The sequence below is a fragment of the Hyunsoonleella aestuarii genome, assembly GCF_006148925.1.
Classification (GTDB): Bacteria; Bacteroidota; Bacteroidia; order Flavobacteriales; family Flavobacteriaceae; genus Algibacter_D; species Algibacter_D aestuarii.
In genome coordinates, this window is record NZ_VAWB01000001.1 from 130,001 (window position 1) to 150,918 (window position 20,918).

Consider the following 20,918-nt stretch of genomic DNA (forward strand, 5'->3'; position numbering starts at 1 on the left):
GGGCCCCCGTCAATTCCTTTGAGTTTCATTCTTGCGAACGTACTCCCCAGGTGGGATACTTATCACTTTCGCTTAGCCACTGAGCCGAAACCCAACAGCTAGTATCCATCGTTTACGGCGTAGACTACCGGGGTATCTAATCCCGTTCGCTACCTACGCTTTCGTCCATCAGTGTCAATACATTGTTAGTGATCTGCCTTCGCAATTGGTATTCTATGTAATATCTATGCATTTCACCGCTACACTACATATTCTAACCACTTCACAATGATTCAAGATAACCAGTATCAAAGGCAATTTTACAGTTAAGCTGCAAACTTTCACCTCTGACTTAATTATCCACCTACGGACCCTTTAAACCCAATGATTCCGGATAACGCTTGGATCCTCCGTATTACCGCGGCTGCTGGCACGGAGTTAGCCGATCCTTATTCTTACAGTACCGTCAGAGCTCTACACGTAGAGCGGTTTCTTCCTGTATAAAAGCAGTTTACAACCCATAGGGCAGTCTTCCTGCACGCGGCATGGCTGGATCAGAGTTGCCTCCATTGTCCAATATTCCTCACTGCTGCCTCCCGTAGGAGTCTGGTCCGTGTCTCAGTACCAGTGTGGGGGATCCCCCTCTCAGGGCCCCTACCTATCGTTGCCATGGTGTGCCGTTACCACACCATCTAGCTAATAGGACGCATACTCATCTTGTACCGTAACCTTTAATGTCATCCCCATGCGAGGTCGACATACTATGGGGTGTTAATCTTCATTTCTAAAGGCTATCCCCCAGTACAAGGTAGATTGTATACGCGTTACGCACCCGTGCGCCGGTCGTCAGCAAAGTGCAAGCACTCTCTGTTACCCCTCGACTTGCATGTGTTAGGCCTGCCGCTAGCGTTCATCCTGAGCCAGGATCAAACTCTTCATCGTTAATTTTTGTGTGTCACTATCATATATAAATACAATGCAACAACTTTTAACAACTAATTAGAATCTCTAGTACTCAAAATGGTCTATTCTCTTTGTTAATTCTTACCGTTTCCAGTAAAAATTTTACGCTGTCAATTCAATATGTTTATGAACTTCTTTTTTCTTTACTTTAAGACTTTCCTCCCAAAGCGGGTGCAAATATAAAACCCTTTTTTTTTACCCACAATACTTTTTAAATCTTTTTTTTAGAAAAATTCTAATCTCTCCAATCTCTCTTAAAAATTACCAAGTATATGAACTAAATACAAAAACTTCTTAACCCGTTTTTGCGGGTGCAAACATAATACCTATTTCTCTTTCAACAATAACTTTTTTTGCCTTTTTTTTATCTTTCTTTAATCCTCGCATTAACTGCCTTGATATCTGCTATTTATAAACTCATTTTTTTTAATAATATCACTAAATCATTATTGCTAATACAATAATAAAACCCCTCTAAACTTCTATTAATACTCTATAACAAATTATCCTAAACTTAATGACATAATATATCAATCTAAATAATTAAATAACAATCCCACAAGTTAGGAATAGTAGTGACATCCTTTTTATGGCTCTAATAATTATATATTATACCCGTTACATGATATATGTGTTTGTTGCATCCCTCACTCCTAGAACTGACACCATAGGGAAATGAGCTAATAAAAATTATACCTATATATATATTGTGTGGATTTGTTTATACTATTATCTTTGCACCCTATTTTTAATTTGATTTGATGATACAGATTACTTTGCCCGATGGCAGTGTGAAAGCGTTTGAAAAAGGTGCTACACCAATGGATGTTGCAAAAAGCATTAGTGAAGGTTTGGCTAGAAATGTTATTTCGGCTAGTTTTAAAGGTGCTACTGTTGAAACTGTAACACCTTTGACAACAGATGGTTCACTGGTTTTACATACCTGGAGAGATGATAAAGGGAAGCAAGCGTTTTGGCATTCTTCGGCACACGTATTGGCGCAAGCGCTCGAAGAATTGTATCCTGGAGCTAAACTTACCATTGGTCCAGCAATTGAAAATGGATTTTACTACGATGTCGATTTTGGAGAGCAAATTGTTTCTGAAAAAGACTTTAAGAGTATAGAAGATAAAATGTTAGAGATTGCTCGTGGTAAGCATGATTTTAAAATGAGATCTGTTTCTAAGGCCGAGGCTTTAGATTTATATAAGGATAATGAGTATAAAACAGAATTGATTGAGAATCTTGAAGATGGTACGATTACGTTTTGCGACCATAGTACGTTTACGGATTTATGTCGTGGTGGGCATATCCCTAATACTGGCATTATAAAATCAGTTAAAGTAATGAGTGCTGCCGGCGCATATTGGCGAGGTGATGAAAACAATCCCCAACTAACACGTATTTACGGGATTTCTTTTCCTAAGCAAAAGGAGCTTACTGAATACTTACATTTATTGGAAGAGGCTAAAAAACGTGACCATAGAAAGCTTGGTAAAGAACTAGAGTTATTTACTTTTTCTCAAAAAGTTGGACAAGGACTACCATTGTGGTTACCCAAAGGTGCTGCTTTACGTGAGCGCTTAGAAAACTTTTTGAAAGCCGCACAAAAAAAAGCTGGGTATGAAATGGTAGTGACCCCTCACATTGGCCATAAAGACTTATATGTTACTTCTGGACATTATGCCAAATATGGTGAGGATAGTTTTCAACCTATTACTACACCCAAAGATGATGAAGAGTTCTTATTGAAACCTATGAATTGTCCGCATCATTGTGAAATCTATAAAGCATCACAATGGAGTTATAAAGACTTACCTAAACGCTTTGCTGAATTTGGTACCGTTTATAGATACGAACAAAGTGGCGAACTCCATGGCTTAACTCGCGTTAGAGGATTTACTCAAGATGACGCTCACTTGTTTTGTGCTCCAGAACAATTAGATAAAGAATTTAAAGATGTTATAGATTTAGTTCTATATGTATTTGGCTCTTTAGGTTTTGAGAACTTTACTGCTCAGGTTTCTGTAAGGGATCCCGAAAATCCTGACAAATATATTGGTGATGTAGAGAATTGGGAAAAAGCGGAACAAGCTATTATAAATGCTGCCGAAGATAAAGGTTTAGATTTTGTGATTGAAACCGGTGAAGCCGCTTTTTATGGACCGAAACTAGACTTTATGGTGAAAGATGCCTTGGGAAGACAATGGCAATTGGGAACTATTCAAGTAGATTACACATTACCAGAGCGGTTTGATTTAACTTATAAGGGTAGTGATAATGAATTACACAGACCAATAATGATACACCGTGCTCCTTTTGGTAGTATGGAACGTTTTGTCGCTTTATTACTTGAACATACCGGAGGTAATTTTCCTCTTTGGTTAATGCCTACTCAGGCAATAATTTTGTCAATTAGTGAGAAATATGAAAAATACTCTGAAAAAGTTTTAAATTTGCTAGAAAATGACGAAATTCGCGCCCTTGTAGACCATAGAAACGAGACTATAGGGAAGAAAATTCGGGAAGCCGAGATGCAAAAACACCCTTATATGCTCATTATTGGGGAGCAAGAAGAAAAAGAAGGTAAAATCAGTGTGCGTCAGCATGGTGGAGCAGATTTAGGAATGATTTCTGTAGAAGCTTTCTCTGAAATAATAAAAGAAGATATAAAGAAAACGCTTAAATCGTTTTAAGAATAAATAAGTTTAATTTAAAAAAAAGAAACCATAGCAATTCGTAGAAGACAACAACCCAGAAGGGTTTCACAAGAGGATAAACACAAGATTAACTCTAAGATTACAGCTCCAAATGTTCGCCTTGTAGGTGATAACGTTGAAATGGGTGTGTACTCAACAAGAGATGCTATAAAAATGGCAGATGAACAAGGTTTAGATCTTGTTGAAATTTCGCCTAATGCAGCTCCTCCTGTTTGTAAAATTATGGATTACAAAAAGTTTCTTTATGAACAAAAGAAACGTGATAAGGCTTTAAAAGCTAAGGCTACTAAAGTTATTATTAAAGAAATTCGTTTTGGTCCACAAACAGATGACCATGATTATGATTTCAAAAAGAAGCATGCCGAAAAGTTCTTAAAAGAAGGTGCAAAACTTAAAGCTTTTGTGTTTTTTAAAGGACGTTCGATTATATTTAAAGAGCAAGGACATATTTTATTGTTACGTTTAGCTCAAGACCTTGAAGAGTTTGGTAAAGTTGAACAAATGCCAAGACTTGAAGGTAAACGCATGACCATGTTTATTGCACCAAAGAAGTAAATTAACGAGAATAATTAAGTTATAAATAATAAGATGCTGAATCGAATTCAGCAGAAAAATAATTAAGCGAAGTAATTAAAACTAGGAAAAGAAATGCCTAAAATGAAAACAAAATCTAGTGCCAAAAAACGCTTTAAGTTAACAGGTACTGGTAAAATTAAAAGAAAGCACGCTTTTAAGAGTCACATCTTAACAAAGAAGTCCAAAAAGCGTAAGCTTGCGTTAACTCATGACACATTAGTGCATAAGGCTGACGAAGACAATATTAAAACTATGTTGCGTTTAAAGTAACACATGTTTTAATCGGTTAAAACAATTTATAAACCCTGGAGTTAGGCAAAACAATTTAGCAAGTGTCGATTTTCGGCCGCCTACTACAAAAAACAATTAAAATTATGCCAAGATCAGTAAATTCTGTAGCAAAAAGAGCCAGAAGAAAAAAGGTTCTAAAACAAGCAAAAGGTTACTTTGGAAGACGTAAAAACGTTTGGACAGTAGCAAAAAATGCGGTTGATAAGGCGATGCAATATTCGTACAGAGACCGTAGAAACAAAAAAAGAACATTCCGTGCTTTATGGATCACGCGTATCAACGCAGGTGCCAGAGAACATGGTTTATCTTATTCTCAATTTATGGGGAAATTAAAAGCTAATGACATTGAATTAAACCGTAAGGTTTTAGCAGATTTAGCTATGAATAACCCAAATGCTTTTAAAGCAGTTGTAGATAAAGTAAAATAAGGCGCTTAGCCTATTGTAAAACATATTATTCGCTTAATAAAATCCGATTCGAAAGAGTCGGATTTTTTTATGTTAATTATTTCCCTTTAATTGCCCTACTATAAATAATCAGGCACAATTCTAAATTAAATAACTTAGATTCATTTTAGCTTTGAAAAATAATAATTAATGTGTTATGACAACATCTCTTATACTATCTGTTATAGTTGGAATCGCTTTACTCCTGATCCTTGTTCTCTATTTTAGAATTCATGCTTTTATTTCTTTATTGATTGCAAGTATTGTTGTTGGTTTACTTGCTGGTCTAAATGCTCATGATGTTATTAATACCATTCAAAATGGTATGGCTGGAACACTTGGTTTCGTAGCCACTGTTGTTGGCTTGGGAGCAATTTTGGGAGCAATCTTAGAACATTCTAATGGTACTGTTGCTATAGTAAACTTTATGATAAAAAAATTTGGAATTAATCGCTCACCGTCTGCATTAATGCTATCTGGTTTTATAATTGCCATTCCTGTTTTTTTCGATGTCGCTTTTATCATTTTAGTACCCGTAATTTATGCGCTTCAGAGAAAAACTAAAAAGTCATTACTACTTTATGCCATTCCATTATTGGCAGGTTTAGGAACTACACATGCGTTTATACCTCCTACTCCTGGACCTGTTGCAGTTGCCGACATAATAAATGTTCCTTTGGGTTGGGTGATTTTAGTTGGCTTCATATGTGGTATTCCTACTGTTATTATTAGCGGCTTAATATTTGGTAAATTCATATCTAAAAGAATTCATATAGAAGCTCCCAAATTGAATAATCCCATTGAAAGCGATATAGATTTACCACCTGTGGCTATAGTTTTATCGATAATATTCATTCCTATTGCCTTAATTCTTTTAAATACATCTATTAATGCATTTCCTGCTTTTACAGAACAAAATGCAACTCTTACAACCGTTTTTAAATTCTTAGGTCATCCTTTTATTGCTTTGATAATAGCTAATTTACTTGCGTGGTATTTTTTAGGTATTCGAAAAAATTATTCAAAAGATGAGCTTCTTAAAATATCTTCAAAATCTCTAGCTCCAGCAGGTACAATCATACTATTAACTGGAGCAGGAGGTGTTTTTAAACAGGTACTTGTAGATTCGGGCGCAGGATTGGCTATTGCAGAACTTATGACTAACTTAGGCTTGCCTACAATAGTTTTTGCGTTTATAACCGCTGCAATAATAAGAATTATACAAGGATCTACTACTGTAGCAATGATAACAGCTGCAGGATTAGTCTCACCAATTCTAGTTTTAGGGGATTATAGCAATTTAGAGTTAGCCACCATTGTAATTGCAATTGCTTCAGGGGCCGCCATTTTATCACATGTAAATGACAGTGGTTTTTGGTTAGTGAGCCAATATTTAGGGTTGACCGAAAAACAAACCTTTAAATCTTGGACAGTAATGACCACTCTTCTAGCATTTACAGGTTTTACCACAACTCTTATTATTAGTGCAATTACCTAGTTATCAAAACCTTATTAAATAATATGCTATATGTATCAGGTTTAACTAATTTAATCTCCAAAAGCAGTTACAACTAAACCTCGAGAACCACCATTATTGCGGTGTTCGCATAGGTAAACTCCTTGCCAAATCCCTAAGTTTAATTTACCATTAGATATTGGTATTTGAATTGAAGCTCCTAATAGTGATGCTTTTATATGTGCTGGCATATCATCAGACCCTTCATATGTATGCTTATAATATGGTGCGTTTTCTGGAACCATTTTATTAAAGTAACTTTCAAAATCCAATCTTACTGTACAATCAGCATTTTCATTAATAGTTAAACTCGCAGATGTATGTTTTATAAATACTTGTAGCTGCCCTATTTTTATTTCTTTAATTTCAGGAATAGCCTTTAAAATGCAATCGGTTATTAAATGAAACCCTCTTATGTATGGATCTAATTTAATTTGTTTTTGGTAGAATTTCATATCTATTCAATTAAGTAGTACAATCAAAAATAAGATAAACATATGTAACTTTATTGATTCTAATTCTTTTATGAATTTTACGCAACCATCATAAAGTTCAAACATCTTTAAAATAAAGCAAACTGTATAACATGAAAAATAAAATAGTTATCGCAATAACATTTTTAATGTTATTTAGCAGTTGTTCTCTAGATGACGAATCAAATAGTGCCCAATATCAGACTTTTAGAAGCTTCTGGCATCTAGCAAGGGTTACTGGCGGTATTGCTGGTGTTGACAATCAATTTGAATTAGATACTGTTATCTGGTCGTTTGATGAGGATAATAACGAAATAACCGTTGAAAATAATAATACGGATGACACTAAGCAAGATGGTTTAAATTCAGGTGTTTATTCATATGAAACTACCGCTTTTGATACAAAAGAGATTTTAATAATCGACAATCAAGACTTTGGTGAAATTTATTTAGATTCTCAAAACGTGCTAGTGATAGACCAAAACGAGACGACCATGGGGTCTGGCGCGGATGGTTTTGTTTATACCTTTCAACGCGTTGTAGTAGCAGAATAATGCTAGTTTAAGTTTTTTGTTTCTTTTTTCGAGCTGCTGGAAAAAGAACATTATTAAGTATTAAGCGATATCCTGGTGAAGTGGGATGCAAATCTAATTCCGTTTTTGAATCTCCCACTCTATGCTGATAATCCTCAGGATCATGCCCGCCATAAAAAGTAAAAAAGCCTTTGCCTTTTATGCCATGAATGTATTTGGCTTCTCCATTAGCCTTGTTCTCACCCATTATTAATACATTAGACTTTATTTCGTCTCTCGTAAAAGATGTTGTTTGCCCCATAAAACCTTTTACCAAAGCTGTATGATTTTGACATAACATGGTTGGAATAGGATCCCATTTTGCCGAAAACTCCATTAAAGAAAAATAATCTGTTGTTTTTGGAATTCTACGCTTTCTAGTCATATCTATTGACGAGAACTCATATATAATTGGGCTTCGTTCCAATATATAATCCTTGAATGCAAACGTTCTACTATAGTCGATTTTATTTTGGTAACCAGGATCACTACCATCACCATCAAACATGGGCTCGCAAATATCTATACCCTCTGCTGATAATGCAATATCGAAACTATCTGTGGCGCTGCACATGGCAAACATAAACCCGCCACCTACAACATAGTCACGAATTTTTAAAGCAACATCCAACTTTTCCTGAGATACTTTATTATACCCTAGCTTAGTTGCTAGGGCTTCAGCTTCTTTTTTTTCTTGAATATACCACGATGTTGCTCTATATGCTCCATAAAATTTACCATACTGCCCCGTAAAATCCTCATGATGTAAATGCAGCCAATCATATAATAAAAGTCCATCATTAAGTACTTCTTCGTCGTAAACAGTTTCATACGGGATTTCGGCATATTGCAAAACCATTGTTACTGCATCATCCCATGGTAAATTACCGTTTGGTGTGTAAACTGCAATTTTTGGAGCTTTCTCTAGAACTACTGCCTCCATATTTTGACTAGGACTACTAATATCTTCTAAAATGCTTTCTGCATGCGCATTGGAAATTACTTCGAACGATACGCCACGAATTTGACATTCCCTTTGAATCTCTTCGATATCGGGTAACAAAAATGACCCACCCCGATAGTTTAGTAACCACTTGACTTTTAATTGTTTATTTAGTGTCCAATAGGTAATACCATAGGCCTTTAAATGATTCTTCTGGCTCTTTACATCCATAGGAAGTAATATGTAGGATGCAAAAACATTAACCGACAAAAAGAAAAATAATAGAATGGAAAATGTCTTCTTCATAGATCGAAAGATACTCAAAAAATACTTTTATTTACTGATGTTTAACATGAGTTTAAATTATATCGATACAAAAAATCCAGACTTAAAATCTGGATTCAGAGTTATTATATATTCAATTACTTAAGACTTTAAAAAGGAACATCATCATTATCATCATTAAAAGAGCTTCCAAAAGCTTCATCCGGACTTGCTTTAAAAGTATCTGCTTTAAAAGTATCATCATTAGCCGCAGCATTCATTTTAGAATGAAACTCAAAAGGCGAATCAAAATCATCCAAATTGTCAAACTTCCCGAGATGGCCAATAAACTTTAAACGAATATTATCTAACCCACCATTTCTATGTTTAGCTACAATAAATTCCGCTTGCCCTTCTGTAGGTGATCGTTCATCATCATCCCACTCATCAATTTTATAATATTCTGGTCTGTATATAAAACTCACAATATCAGCATCTTGTTCAATTGCTCCAGATTCACGTAAATCTGATAATAACGGACGCTTACTTCCTCCACGTGTTTCAACCGCACGAGATAGCTGTGACAAGGCTATTACAGGAACATTCAACTCCTTAGCTAAGGCTTTTAAGTTTCTTGAAATCATCGATATTTCTTGCTCCCTGTTTCCTGAATGACTGCTACCACCTGTCATTAATTGCAAGTAATCAATCATTATAAGCTTTATGCCATGTTGTGATGACAAACGTCTCGCCTTAGCTCGTAAATCAAAAATAGATAAAGACGGCGTATCATCAATAAAAAGAGGTGCTTTTTCTAAGCCTTTAACTTTTACATTAAGTTGCTCCCACTCATGCTTCTCTAATTTACCAGTTCTAAGTTTTTCCGAAGACAATCCGGTTTCGCTTGAAATTAATCGAGTAATTAATTGCACTGATGCCATCTCTAAAGAGAAAAATGCAACTGGTATATTTTGATCTACTGCAATGTTTCTTGCCATCGAAAGTGTTAATGCCGTTTTACCCATACCAGGACGAGCGGCTACAATAATTAAATCGGATGGCTGCCATCCTGAAGTTAATTTATCAAGCTTGTTAAATCCGGTTGGAATACCGCTTAAACCTTCTTTATTAGAAATTTCTTCAATCTTTTTTTTCGCCTGAATAACTAAATCTTGAGCTGTCTCACTCGATTTCTTAATATTCCCTTGGGTTACTTCATAAAGTTTGGCTTCTGCTTTGTCTAATAAATCGAATACATCCTTCGTTTCATCGTAGGAATCTTCAATGATTTCGCTTGAGATTTTAATTAAACTGCGTTGAATAAATTTTTGCAAAATAATGCGCGCATGAAACTCGATATGTGCAGATGAAGATACTTTTTGAGTGAGGGAAATAAGATAAAAATCACCACCGACCATTTCTAGCTTAGCATTCTTCTTTAATTGACTCGAAACAGTTAATAAGTCAATAGGTTCGCTGTTTTCAAACAGTTGAAAAACAGCTTCAAATATATGCTGATGTGCTTCTTTATAAAACGCTTCTGGGCTTAAAATATCGATAACTTCGTCAACCCCCTTTTTATCAATCATCATTGCGCCCAACACAACCTCCTCTAAATCAAGTGCTTGAGGTGGTATTTTACCTTTCTCTAAATTTATAATGGTACTTTTATCGACTTTATAGCCTTGAATTTGGTTAGGTTGTTTCATATCTACGAAAGTAATTAAAAAGAAATATTTTCAATGTTAATATCGATTTTCTATTGTCAACCAAGAGTTAACAATTTAACTGTTAATAACTTAATAATATTGTCAATAACCATAAAAAAATCTGAAGCTATAAACTTCAGATTTTACTATGATATGATTTTAAATGAATTAACCCTTAAAGACTCCCATTTCTAAATATTTATTCATACGATTTGATACTAAATCTTCTGGTGATAAGTTTTTAAAGTCCTCAAAAGATTTAACAATCGCATTACTGACTAATTTAAAAGTTTTTTCTCGATCTCTATGTGCTCCGCCTGCAGGCTCTTTTATAATTTCGTCTACAAGTTTAAGTTTTTTCATATCAGAAGCTGTTAACTTTAATGCCTCTGCCGCTTGCTCTTTATATTCCCAACTACGCCACAGAATAGATGAACACGATTCTGGTGAAATAACAGAATACCAAGTGTTTTCCAGCATTAAAACCTTATCTCCAACCCCAATACCTAAAGCACCTCCCGAAGCTCCTTCTCCAATAACCACAGTTACAATTGGTACTTTTAGGCGAGTCATCTCAAGAATATTCCTAGCAATTGCTTCTCCTTGTCCGCGTTCTTCAGCTTCTAAACCTGGATAAGCTCCAGGCGTATCTAAAATGGTCACCACAGGGATTCCAAACTTTTCGGCAGACTTCATAAGCCTCAATGCTTTTCTGTAACCTTCTGGATTAGCCATACCAAAATTTCTATATTGTCTTGTTTTGGTATTATAACCTTTTTGTTGTCCAATAAACATGAAACTTTGGTCGCCTATCTTTCCTAAACCACCAATCATAGCCTTATCATCCTTAAAACTTCGGTCTCCATGAAGTTCTAAAAAAGTATCGCCGCAAATAGCTCTAATATAATCTAACGTATACGGCCTGTTTGGATGCCTAGATAATTGAACACGTTGCCATGGTGTTAAGTTTTTGTATATATCCTTTTTGGCTGCCGAAAGTTTTTTCTCTATTTGAGCACAGGTTTCAGTAACATCTACTTCACTCTCTTCTCCTATTATTTTGCATTTTTGAAGCTGGTCTTCAAGCTCTTTTATTGGAAGTTCAAATTCTAAATATTCCATAAGAATTTTTGATTTTAGTTAGCATACAAATATAAAAACTTTAATTAGGTTTAACGTTTATGTATTCTTTCTTTTTACAGCAGATGTGTTTTTTATAATCCCATTTAAAAGTACTGTAGAAATAATAATTAATGCTCCAATGTAAAACGAGTTACTCATTTTCTCTTTCTCTGGAAACAATAGAATTGCCATTATTATTCCATAAACAGGCTCCAAATTATAGGTTAGAACAACTGTATATGGACTTACAAGCTTCATAACATAAATTGATGCGATAAAGGCGTAAGCTGTACAAACAGATGCCAAAATAAAGAGATATCCGTAATCGGACATGCTTATTTCAAAAAAATCTATAGTAAAACCTTCACCAAAAATAGCAATGTAAAGCGATATAAATAAGACACCACTTAAAAACTCGTAAAAAGAAATAACTGTTGCTGTATGCTGTCTTAAAAACTTGCCATTTAAAACGGCAAATAATGATGATAAAAAAGCAGATGAAATTCCCAAAATAATCCCTAGTAAAAACTTTATTTCGCTTTGGGTGATAATAAACACCCCTATAATTACAAAAACACCAAAAATAATCTCATACCAAATTATGCTTCGTTTGTGAATAATTGGCTCTAAAAATGAAGCAAAAAATGCACCTGTTGAAAACATGGCTAGTGCGATAGAAATATTTGCGACATCTATGGCACCAAAAAATGTAATCCAGTGCAAGGCTATAATGACACCTGCAATGGAAAATCTAAGAATTGCTTTTGGAGAAGCCTTTAATTTTACTCCAGCAATTTTAATATACCCTAACATCAAAATTGCTGCCATTACCATACGAAACCAGACTAGTGGCACAGCCTTTATTGAAATAAGTTCACCTAAAATGGCCGTGAATCCTGCAATGAATACTAAAAAATGTAAGTGTAAATAATTTCTAATCTTAGCGTTTGGCATTATATAAGAGGTATGAAGCTAAAATACCAAAAATGATATTAGGAAACCAAACAGCTATAATTGGTGGAAAGTCGGACTGTTCTGCCATAACACCAAATACCTTATCGAAAAAAACAAATACCATCGCGATGCAAATGCCAACAGCTAAATTGACTCCCATACCCCCACGTCTTTTAATTGAAGAAACAGCAACTGCTATAATAGTTAGTATAAAAATAGAAACTGGTAAACTCCATTTACGGTATTTGACCAACTTATAACGTCCTATATTTGATGAACCGCGCAACTCTTCTTTTTTAATGAAGTCATTCAATTCTCCATATCCTAAAGTTTCAGCTATATAAATTACTGGAGTTAAATCATCTACATCAAATGAAAACAAAGTATCTTTTCTTCGAAGTACTTCTATCTCATCTTCAATCTCACCTACGATTCTTTTTGAATAATTAGTTAAACGGTAAGTGGTATCTTTTTCAATATATCGAATACTGGTGGCATTAATCTTGTATACTAATTTATTATCTACAATATGCTCCAATGTGAAATTACTCCCTTGATTATTCTTAATATCAAAACTACTTACATAAATAAAGTCATTATCATTAATTTGACGGTAGACATTTTTATTTTCAACGGCGCTCCTTCCTCGTTTTAAATATTTATAACTAAAATCGTTAAATCCTTGGCTTGCCTTTGGCGCTAAATATAAGCCCAATACAATGGCTAAAATAGACACAAAAAAAGCACCTATCATATAAGGTCTAAGGAAACGTGAAAAAGATACACCCGAACTTAAAAAAGCGATAACTTCAGTGTTGTTTGCAAACTTTGATGTGAACCAAATAACCGATAAAAAAAGAAATAAAGGAAAAAGTAAATGTGCAAAATAAATGGTAAAATCTAAAAAATAAAGCATTACCTCTCCAAAAGGAACTTCATTTTCTAAAATTTTTCCAATTTTCTCGGCGAGATGGACTGTAATCCCAATTGGAATAAACAGTAACAACATCATAAAAAATGTGAACAGATAGCGTTTAAGTATGTACCAATCTAATATCTTCACTTATAAACGTTTATCCATTTGTTTAACCATTTTGTCCTTCCAAGATCTAAAGTCTCCAGCTAATATATGCTTTCTTGCTTCCCGAACCAACCAAAGGTAAAATCCTAAATTATGAATGGTTGCTATCTGCCCGCCTAGTCTTTCATTTACAGTAAAAAGGTGACGTAAATAGGCTTTACTATAATCTGTATCAACAAACGTAATACCCATTTCGTCCACAGGTGAAAAATCATCAGCCCATTTCAAGTTTTTAATGTTTATGGTTCCATGTGCAGTAAACAGCATCCCATTTCTTGCATTTCTTGTGGGCATCACACAGTCAAACATATCAATACCTAACGAAATATTTTCTAAAATATTGATTGGTGTTCCCACTCCCATTAAATACCTTGGTTTATCCTCTGGTAAAATATTACATACCACATCGGTCATCGCATACATTTCTTCCGCAGGTTCACCCACAGATAAACCTCCAATAGCATTACCTAAGGCTCCTGCATTAGCTATATATTCAGCTGATTGTTGACGTAAATCTTTATAAGTACTTCCTTGAACAATCGGAAAAAATGTTTGGTTATAATTGTATTTTAATGGTGTTTTTTCAAGATGATTAATACATCTATCCAACCACCGATGCGTCATATGCATCGACCTTTTGGCATAATTATAATCACAAGGATATGGCGTGCATTCATCAAAAGCCATAATAATATCAGCTCCAATGCTCCGCTGTATTTCCATCACATTTTCTGGTGTAAAAACATGATAACTTCCATCAATATGAGATTTAAACTTCACACCTTCCTCTTTTATCTTTCTATTTGCTGATAAAGAATACACCTGATAACCTCCCGAATCAGTCAAAATATTTCTATCCCAATTCATGAATTTGTGAAGTCCACCTGCTTTCTCTAAAATATTAGTTTGAGGTTTTAAATATAAGTGGTACGTATTCCCAAGAATTATATCGGGATTAATATCGCTTTTAAGTTCTCTTTGATGTACCCCTTTAACAGTAGCTACGGTGCCTACTGGCATAAATATTGGTGTTTCAATAACACCATGATCTGTGGTAATACTTCCAGCTCTGGCCTTACTTTTCGGATCTGTCCCTTTTAATTCAAATATCATATACAAAAATCATCGGTGGCAAATATAATTAACTATATGTGATGTACTTCTTAATAAAATCAAAATTGTTAGCAAAAGGTTATAAATCGTTAATAAATGCCAAAAAACTCTTTCTAAAAGTCTATTTAAAACTTTACTTTTGTGGCTGAAAATTTAAGATTTAAAACATGCCAAACATTAAACAATTAGAAGATTTAACTACCCAAGTTCGTAGAGATATTTTACGAATGGTTCACAAAGTTAATTCTGGCCACCCAGGAGGTTCCCTAGGTTGTGCAGAATTTTTTGTGGCCTTGTATAACGAGATTATGGACAGAAATGACAGTTTTGATATGAATGGTATTGGTGAAGACCTTTTCTTTTTATCAAATGGTCATATTTCTCCAGTTTTTTATAGTGTTTTGGCAAGATCTGGATATTTTCCTGTAGAAGAATTAAACACATTTAGACTTATTGATTCACGCCTACAAGGGCATCCAACAACTCATGAAGGTTTACCTGGAGTAAGAATTGCATCGGGTTCTTTAGGTCAGGGTATGTCTGTTGCTATTGGTGCTGCTCAAGCAAAAAAACTGAATGGAGATGGTCATATAATTTATTCATTGCACGGTGATGGCGAATTACAAGAAGGTCAAAACTGGGAAGCGATTATGTATGCTTCTGCAAAGAAAGTGGACAATCTAATTTCAACTATCGATTTAAATGGTCAACAAATTGATGGCTCCACTGATGATGTTTTACCAATGGGCAGTATAAAAGGTAAATTTGAAGCCTTTGGATGGACTGTTTTAGAGATTGAAGAAGGAAATAATTTAGAAGCTATTTTAAATGGAATGGCCGAAGCAAAATCCAATACCGGTCAAGGAAAACCTGTATGCGTATTACTAAAAACAGTAATGGGTAATGGTGTTGACTTTATGATGCATACTCACGCGTGGCATGGTAAGGCACCAAATGACGAACAATTGGCAATTGGACTTGAACAAAACACAGAAACTTTAGGAGACTACTAACCACTTACTTAAACAAAAAATGAAAATATATACATACACAGAAAAGAAGGATACAAGAAGTGGTTTTGGAGCAGGCTTAGCCGAACTAGGAAGAACAAATCCTAATGTAGTAGCACTTTGTGCTGACTTAATAGGATCTTTAAAAATGGATAAGTTCATTGAAGAAAACCCAGAACGTTTCTTTCAAGTTGGTATTGCTGAAGCTAACATGATGGGCATTGCTGCTGGACTAACAATTGGTGGAAAAATTCCATTTACTGGCACCTTTGCAAACTTTTCTACAGGTCGTGTTTACGATCAAATTCGTCAATCTATTGCTTATTCTGGGAAAAATGTAAAAATATGTGCTTCTCATGCAGGTTTAACTTTAGGTGAAGATGGTGCAACACACCAAATTCTGGAAGATATAGGATTAATGAAGATGTTACCTGGAATGACTGTTATAAATCCTTGTGATTTTAATCAGACTAAAGCTGCAACCATAGCTATAGCGGAACATAATGGACCTGTTTATTTGCGCTTTGGAAGACCATCAGTTCCAATTTTTACGCCTGCAGATCAAAAGTTTGAAATTGGAAAAGCCATTCAGTTAACTGAAGGAAATGATGTAACCATTGTAGCGACAGGTCATTTAGTTTGGGAGGCATTGGAAGCATCTAAAGCATTAAATGAAAAAGGCATTTCCGCTGAAGTAATAAATATTCATACTATCAAACCTTTAGATGAAGAAGCTATCTTAAATTCAGTTTCAAAAACAGGTTGCATTGTAACTGCTGAAGAACATAATTATCTTGGCGGTCTTGGTGAAAGTGTGGCAAGAACATTAGCTTTAAACAAGCCAGCGCCGCAAGAATTTATTGCGACCAACGATACTTTTGGCGAATCTGGAACACCTGCACAACTTATGGCAAAATATGGATTGAACAGTAATGCTATTATTGAAAAAGTTAAAAAAGTAATTTCAAGAAAGTAATTAACTTTACATGAACTATACCACAATGGTTTTGCGAATGTATTTTGCAAAACCATTTTTTTATTTGCGATGTTTGTTAAAATATTTAACGTTTGGCAGCGTTTTTGATTACAGATATCAAATCTTAAAACGAATATTATGAACATTTTGAAAAAACTTCACAACTACCAACCAAGTAAGCGTGGATTTATTAAATGTTATTTTTTAGCCTCACTTTTTGCGCTATTAATGACAAATTCTGTTAAAGCGCAAACCGCAACGGGCTTCGGATTTAAAGGAGGCTTAAATTATAATGCGAATGGTAAGTATTTTGAAGCCATAAGCAGTAATGCTGAAAACCCGGATAGAAACATTGGGTATCATGTTGGCATATTTGGTAAAATTGGTAATAAAGTTTATTTAAAACCTGAGTTTGTTTTTACCAGTACAAAAAGTGATTATACCAATGATACTTTTAAGATGGAAAAGCTTGACTTACCTCTTTTAATTGGGTTTAAAGTGCTTGGACCTATAAGTGTTTTTGCAGGTCCAGCATTTCAATATATTCTGGATTCGGAATACGAAGGTATTTCTATAAATAATATTGAAAACGATTTTACTGTTGGGCTTAACTTTGGGATCGCTCTTAATATAAATCGTATTGGTATAGACTTACGTTACGAAAGAGGTTTTAATAAAAACGAAGCTACTTTTATAAACAACAATATAACCATAGAAGATAGGCTTGATACAAGGCCTGATCAACTCATTTTGAGTTTATCTTTTATCTTATAAACAATCTCATTTCTCAATATTTAATAGCCATTAATTAAGTTAATGGCTATTTGCTTCTCCAACAGCACTTGGTATTCTTATATTCTCAACAATCTCTTGTACATCCTCTGGTGGAGATGGGGTAAAACTCATAATTACAATTGAAACAATAAAATTTAAACACATTGCGATGCTACCAAACCCTTCTGGAGAAATACCAAACCACCATTCACTTTTATCCGGAAGAACCTCATCAAACCACCCAAGTTTATATTTAATCATATAAAGCAACATAGCTATAATACCAACTACCATACCCGCAATGGCTCCTTCTTTATTCATACGCTTATAAAAAATACCTAAGATAATAGCGGGGAAAAACGATGCTGCGGCCAATCCAAAGGCTAGTGCAACAACAGCTGCCACAAATCCTGGTGGGTTAATTCCAAAATAGCCTGCCACACATACAGCTCCAATTGCAGACAGACGTGCAGCTACCAATTCTCCTTTTTCCGAGATTTTAGGATTGATTATCTTCTTCACCAAATCATGTGAAACCGAAGAAGAAATTACCAATAACAAACCCGCTGCCGTGGACAAAGCTGCCGCTAATCCTCCAGCTGCTACTAATGCAATAACCCAATTAGGTAGTTTTGCTATTTCTGGATTTGCTAGTACCATGATATCTCTGTCTATTACTAATTCATTTTCATTTTTATCTGCTAAATATTGTATAAGTCCATCGTTATTTTTATCAGTAAAAGTTATTAACCCCGTAGTTTCCCATTTTTTAAACCAATCTGGAACATCATGGTAAGGTTGATTGGAAACTGTTTCAATCATATTTGTTCTTGCAAAAACAGCTACTGCAGGTGCTGTGGAATACAACAATACAATTAGTAACAAGGCAATACCTGCAGATTTCCTAGCATCTTTAACTCGTTTCACAGTAAAAAACCGAACGATAACATGCGGCAATCCGGCGGTTCCGACCATTAAAGCCAAGGTTATAGCAAAAATATCTATTAATGATTTAGATCCTTCGGTATATTCTGCAAAACCCAGTTCGGTACTCATACCATCTAATTTATCTAACAAGTAAGTTCCAGATTCATCGGCTAACTCACCTCCAAATCCAAATTGAGGAATAGGATTGCCTGTTATTTGAATAGAAATAAAAATAGCGGGCACCATAAATGCAAAAATTAGCACACAATACTGTGCTACCTGCGTATAGGTAATACCTTTCATACCTCCAAGAACCGCATAAAACAAAACTATTAACATTCCTATTATAACGCCAGTATTAATATCAACCTCAAGGAATCGCGAAAAAACGATCCCAACGCCTCGCATTTGACCTGCCACATAAGTAAAAGAAACTAACAAAGCACAAAATACGGCCACTATACGGGCCGTTTTAGAATAATAACGATCACCTATAAAATCTGGAACGGTAAACTTTCCAAATTTGCGCAGATATGGCGCCAGTAGTAAGGCGAGTAACACGTAGCCTCCGGTCCAACCCATAAGGTATACTGCACCATCATAACCAGCAAAAGATATAATTCCTGCCATCGAAATAAACGAGGCCGCACTCATCCAGTCTGCCGCTGTCGCCATGCCATTTGCTAATGGAGATACGCCTCCTCCTGCAACATAGAACTCCTTTGTAGAACTCGCTCTAGACCAAATCGCTATTCCAATATAAAGTGCAAAGGTTAAACCAACTAGAATGTATGTCCAATTTTGAACACCAATACCTTCAATTAATAAACTATGCATCATATCCATATTTTTTATCAAGCTTATTCATTAGTCTTACATAAACGAAAATTAGAATAACAAACACGTACATAGAACCTTGTTGTGCGAACCAAAATCCAACTTTAAATCCTCCTATTTTAAAATTATTAAGTACATCTTTAAACAAAATTCCAGCACCATAGGATACAGCAAACCAAATAGATAATAAGATAAGAACATACCTAATATTCTCTTTCCAATATACCTTGGCATTTTCTTTTTTATTTTCTTTCATTAGTCTTCAGTTTTAATACGTTTAAAATATGCTTTAATTTCCTTAGTAACTCTTGGAGCCATAATTAGGGTAGCTAACATGGTTGGTATGGCCATTAACGCAAATGCCCCATCAATTAAATTTAGCATCATATTAAACGGCGTCATTACTGCTAAAATAATACTCAATATATAAATGTAATTGTAATAATGCTTTCTATCAGCACCTAATAAAAAAGACATACATTTTGTGCCATAATAAGAATATGAAAAAAGCGACGAAATGCTAAAAATAGCCACACACACCATGAGCAAATATCTGCCATAAAAGGGCATGGTATGATTAAATGCTGAAGCTGTTAAACTAACTCCGTTATCTGAAGTTGTTTCCCAAACACCAGTAACTAAAATTGCTAATGCTGTAAGGGTACAAACAATTAGAGTGTCTATAGCTGGTCCAAGCATAGCAACTAAACCTTCACGCACCGGCTCGTCTGTTTTTGCAGCACCATGTGCCATAGGTGCCGTTCCTATACCCGCTTCATTCGAAAAAGCACCACGCCTAATTCCTAATAGAATTAACGCTCCGAGTACACCTCCCATAAATGAATCGCCTTTATAACTTACGGCAGAAAAGGCATCTGTAAATATCAAATAAAAATACTTAGGCACTAATTCATAATTAGAAATCAAAATAAACACCACTGAGACGAAATATAAAAGCACCATAGTAGGTACCATTTTAGAGGCAGCATTGCTTATACGATTTAATCCACCAAGAATAATTATAGAAGTAATGACAACTAAAAAAATAGCCAAAATAAGATTCGACTTAAAGCCAACATCTACACCATTAGGAATAAGTATAATATCATTTACAGCTTGTGTTAACTGGTTAACATTAACAACAGGCAACGCTCCAATCATTCCAAATAAACTGAACATAATTGCTAAAGGCTTCCATGATTTACCTAAACCTTCAACAATAAAATACATTGGACCACCTTGTAATTCTCCAGCGCTATCTTTCCCTCGATACATGATGGCTAATGTTGAAGTAAAAAATTTAGTCGACATACCAACAATCGCACTTACCCACATCCAAAACATGGCTCCGGGTCCGCCAACAGAAATAGCAACAGCCACTCCCGCAATATTCCCCATACCGATTGTTGAAGACAAAGCCGTTGTTAAGGCTTTAAAATGCGAGATTTGTCCGGGATCGTTGGGGTCATCGTACTTCCCTCTTAAAACATGAACAGCATGAGATAAATACCGAAAGGGCAAAAACCTAGATAAAATTAATAGATAAACTCCACCTCCAATTAATAAAATCACCAATGGTAATCCCCATGCGTAATCTGAAAAAGCCTTAACAAGTTCTTCCATAAATTATCTATAATTTTCTAAATATATGACTTTCGATACATTTTGTTTC

General features: G+C 34.9%; 19 protein-coding genes and 1 rRNA gene (1 of these 20 cut by a window edge). 9 read left to right on the forward strand and 11 right to left on the reverse strand.

What is annotated here, in order from left to right; genetic code table 11:
- Window positions 1–921, reverse strand: a 16S ribosomal RNA gene (locus FEF17_RS00650) (it extends 599 nt beyond the left edge of the window).
- A 782-nt stretch (window positions 922–1,703) separates the two neighbouring features.
- Between FEF17_RS00650 and thrS the strand changes: the two genes are divergently transcribed.
- The 5 genes from thrS to FEF17_RS00675 all read left to right on the forward strand — a co-directional run bounded on the left by thrS (window position 1,704) and on the right by FEF17_RS00675 (window position 6,473).
- Window positions 1,704–3,638, forward strand: a complete 1,935-nt coding sequence (thrS, locus tag FEF17_RS00655; RefSeq protein WP_139000436.1) for a threonine--tRNA ligase — start codon at window positions 1,704–1,706, stop codon at window positions 3,636–3,638.
- A 39-nt stretch (window positions 3,639–3,677) separates the two neighbouring features.
- The gene (gene infC, locus FEF17_RS00660; RefSeq protein WP_216629469.1) at window positions 3,678–4,217 is read left to right on the forward strand and encodes a translation initiation factor IF-3; all 540 of its coding nucleotides are present in this window, start codon (window positions 3,678–3,680) and stop codon (window positions 4,215–4,217) included.
- 93 nt (window positions 4,218–4,310) lie between these two features.
- Entirely contained in the window at window positions 4,311–4,508 is a 198-nt protein-coding gene (gene rpmI / locus FEF17_RS00665; RefSeq protein WP_019388182.1) for a 50S ribosomal protein L35, read from the forward strand.
- Between the two features lie 104 nt (window positions 4,509–4,612).
- The gene (gene rplT / locus FEF17_RS00670) at window positions 4,613–4,957 is read left to right on the forward strand and encodes a 50S ribosomal protein L20 (protein ID WP_139000438.1); all 345 of its coding nucleotides are present in this window, start codon (window positions 4,613–4,615) and stop codon (window positions 4,955–4,957) included.
- A 175-nt stretch (window positions 4,958–5,132) separates the two neighbouring features.
- Window positions 5,133–6,473 (forward strand): GntP family permease, encoded by a 1,341-nt coding sequence (locus FEF17_RS00675; protein WP_139000439.1) that lies wholly within the window; start codon window positions 5,133–5,135, stop codon window positions 6,471–6,473.
- A gap of 50 nt (window positions 6,474–6,523) precedes the next feature.
- Here FEF17_RS00675 and FEF17_RS00680 read toward each other — a convergent pair whose 3' ends face one another.
- A complete protein-coding gene (locus FEF17_RS00680) occupies window positions 6,524–6,946 on the reverse strand; it encodes a secondary thiamine-phosphate synthase enzyme YjbQ (RefSeq protein WP_139000440.1) in 423 nt (140 codons plus the stop codon).
- A 131-nt stretch (window positions 6,947–7,077) separates the two neighbouring features.
- On the opposite strand from FEF17_RS00680, the gene FEF17_RS00685 reads away from it, so the two are divergent.
- Window positions 7,078–7,518 carry a hypothetical protein gene (locus FEF17_RS00685; RefSeq protein WP_139000441.1) on the forward strand — a complete coding sequence of 147 codons (441 nt, stop codon included), beginning with the start codon at window positions 7,078–7,080 and terminating at the stop codon, window positions 7,516–7,518.
- Window positions 7,519–7,525: 7 nt separating this feature from the next.
- On the opposite strand, the gene FEF17_RS00690 is transcribed toward FEF17_RS00685, so the two are convergent.
- The 6 genes from FEF17_RS00690 to tgt all read right to left on the reverse strand — a co-directional run bounded on the left by FEF17_RS00690 (window position 7,526) and on the right by tgt (window position 14,722).
- A complete protein-coding gene (locus tag FEF17_RS00690; RefSeq protein WP_139002102.1) occupies window positions 7,526–8,710 on the reverse strand; it encodes an asparagine synthetase B in 1,185 nt (394 codons plus the stop codon).
- 203 nt (window positions 8,711–8,913) lie between these two features.
- On the reverse strand, window positions 8,914–10,452 hold the full coding sequence (dnaB, locus tag FEF17_RS00695; protein WP_139000442.1) for a replicative DNA helicase: 1,539 nt from the start codon (window positions 10,450–10,452) through the stop codon (window positions 8,914–8,916).
- A gap of 168 nt (window positions 10,453–10,620) precedes the next feature.
- A complete protein-coding gene (locus FEF17_RS00700; protein ID WP_139000443.1) occupies window positions 10,621–11,574 on the reverse strand; it encodes an acetyl-CoA carboxylase carboxyltransferase subunit alpha in 954 nt (317 codons plus the stop codon).
- Between the two features lie 57 nt (window positions 11,575–11,631).
- Window positions 11,632–12,528, reverse strand: coding sequence for a DMT family transporter (locus tag FEF17_RS00705; protein ID WP_139000444.1), 897 nt, complete (start codon window positions 12,526–12,528; stop codon window positions 11,632–11,634).
- On the reverse strand, window positions 12,515–13,591 hold the full coding sequence (locus FEF17_RS00710) for an LptF/LptG family permease (RefSeq protein ID WP_139000445.1): 1,077 nt from the start codon (window positions 13,589–13,591) through the stop codon (window positions 12,515–12,517). The genes FEF17_RS00705 and FEF17_RS00710 overlap by 14 nt, the downstream gene beginning before the upstream one ends.
- Window positions 13,592–14,722, reverse strand: a complete 1,131-nt coding sequence (gene tgt, locus FEF17_RS00715) for a tRNA guanosine(34) transglycosylase Tgt (RefSeq protein ID WP_139000446.1) — start codon at window positions 14,720–14,722, stop codon at window positions 13,592–13,594.
- A gap of 167 nt (window positions 14,723–14,889) precedes the next feature.
- On the opposite strand from tgt, the gene FEF17_RS00720 reads away from it, so the two are divergent.
- From FEF17_RS00720 to FEF17_RS00730, 3 genes are all read left to right on the forward strand, one after another.
- Complete coding sequence (locus tag FEF17_RS00720; protein WP_139000447.1) at window positions 14,890–15,735, forward strand: transketolase; 846 nt, start codon at window positions 14,890–14,892, stop codon at window positions 15,733–15,735.
- A 19-nt stretch (window positions 15,736–15,754) separates the two neighbouring features.
- Window positions 15,755–16,708, forward strand: a complete 954-nt coding sequence (locus FEF17_RS00725) for a transketolase family protein (protein WP_139000448.1) — start codon at window positions 15,755–15,757, stop codon at window positions 16,706–16,708.
- A 189-nt stretch (window positions 16,709–16,897) separates the two neighbouring features.
- On the forward strand, window positions 16,898–17,482 hold the full coding sequence (locus FEF17_RS00730) for an outer membrane beta-barrel protein (RefSeq protein ID WP_425552645.1): 585 nt from the start codon (window positions 16,898–16,900) through the stop codon (window positions 17,480–17,482).
- Between the two features lie 39 nt (window positions 17,483–17,521).
- Here the strand turns inward: FEF17_RS00730 and FEF17_RS00735 are convergent, their stop codons facing one another.
- From FEF17_RS00735 to FEF17_RS00745, 3 genes are read right to left on the reverse strand one after another with little or no spacing between them, the layout of a single operon-like run.
- Complete coding sequence (locus FEF17_RS00735; protein ID WP_425552641.1) at window positions 17,522–19,249, reverse strand: sodium:solute symporter family protein; 1,728 nt, start codon at window positions 19,247–19,249, stop codon at window positions 17,522–17,524.
- Window positions 19,239–19,502: a DUF4212 domain-containing protein gene (locus FEF17_RS00740; protein ID WP_139000450.1), complete on the reverse strand. Its 264-nt coding sequence runs from the start codon at window positions 19,500–19,502 to the stop codon at window positions 19,239–19,241. The genes FEF17_RS00735 and FEF17_RS00740 overlap by 11 nt, the downstream gene beginning before the upstream one ends.
- Window positions 19,502–20,869, reverse strand: coding sequence for an alanine/glycine:cation symporter family protein (locus FEF17_RS00745; RefSeq protein WP_139000451.1), 1,368 nt, complete (start codon window positions 20,867–20,869; stop codon window positions 19,502–19,504). The genes FEF17_RS00740 and FEF17_RS00745 overlap by 1 nt, the downstream gene beginning before the upstream one ends.
- Between the last annotated feature and the right edge of the window lie 49 nt (window positions 20,870–20,918).

Coding starts and splice junctions, on each gene's coding strand:
- FEF17_RS00720 (WP_139000447.1), top strand. CDS start 14,890: ATGCCAAACATTAAACAATTAGAAGATTTAACTACCCAAGTTCGTAGA.
- FEF17_RS00745 (WP_139000451.1), bottom strand. CDS start 20,869: ATGGAAGAACTTGTTAAGGCTTTTTCAGATTACGCATGGGGATTACCA.
- FEF17_RS00685 (WP_139000441.1), top strand. CDS start 7,078: ATGAAAAATAAAATAGTTATCGCAATAACATTTTTAATGTTATTTAGC.
- FEF17_RS00705 (WP_139000444.1), bottom strand. CDS start 12,528: ATGCCAAACGCTAAGATTAGAAATTATTTACACTTACATTTTTTAGTA.
- FEF17_RS00740 (WP_139000450.1), bottom strand. CDS start 19,502: ATGAAAGAAAATAAAAAAGAAAATGCCAAGGTATATTGGAAAGAGAAT.
- FEF17_RS00735 (WP_425552641.1), bottom strand. CDS start 19,249: ATGATGCATAGTTTATTAATTGAAGGTATTGGTGTTCAAAATTGGACA.
- FEF17_RS00690 (WP_139002102.1), bottom strand. CDS start 8,710: ATGGATGTAAAGAGCCAGAAGAATCATTTAAAGGCCTATGGTATTACC.
- thrS (WP_139000436.1), top strand. CDS start 1,704: ATGATACAGATTACTTTGCCCGATGGCAGTGTGAAAGCGTTTGAAAAA.
- tgt (WP_139000446.1), bottom strand. CDS start 14,722: ATGATATTTGAATTAAAAGGGACAGATCCGAAAAGTAAGGCCAGAGCT.
- FEF17_RS00700 (WP_139000443.1), bottom strand. CDS start 11,574: ATGGAATATTTAGAATTTGAACTTCCAATAAAAGAGCTTGAAGACCAG.
- rplT (WP_139000438.1), top strand. CDS start 4,613: ATGCCAAGATCAGTAAATTCTGTAGCAAAAAGAGCCAGAAGAAAAAAG.
- FEF17_RS00725 (WP_139000448.1), top strand. CDS start 15,755: ATGAAAATATATACATACACAGAAAAGAAGGATACAAGAAGTGGTTTT.
- dnaB (WP_139000442.1), bottom strand. CDS start 10,452: ATGAAACAACCTAACCAAATTCAAGGCTATAAAGTCGATAAAAGTACC.
- FEF17_RS00675 (WP_139000439.1), top strand. CDS start 5,133: ATGACAACATCTCTTATACTATCTGTTATAGTTGGAATCGCTTTACTC.
- FEF17_RS00680 (WP_139000440.1), bottom strand. CDS start 6,946: ATGAAATTCTACCAAAAACAAATTAAATTAGATCCATACATAAGAGGG.
- rpmI (WP_019388182.1), top strand. CDS start 4,311: ATGCCTAAAATGAAAACAAAATCTAGTGCCAAAAAACGCTTTAAGTTA.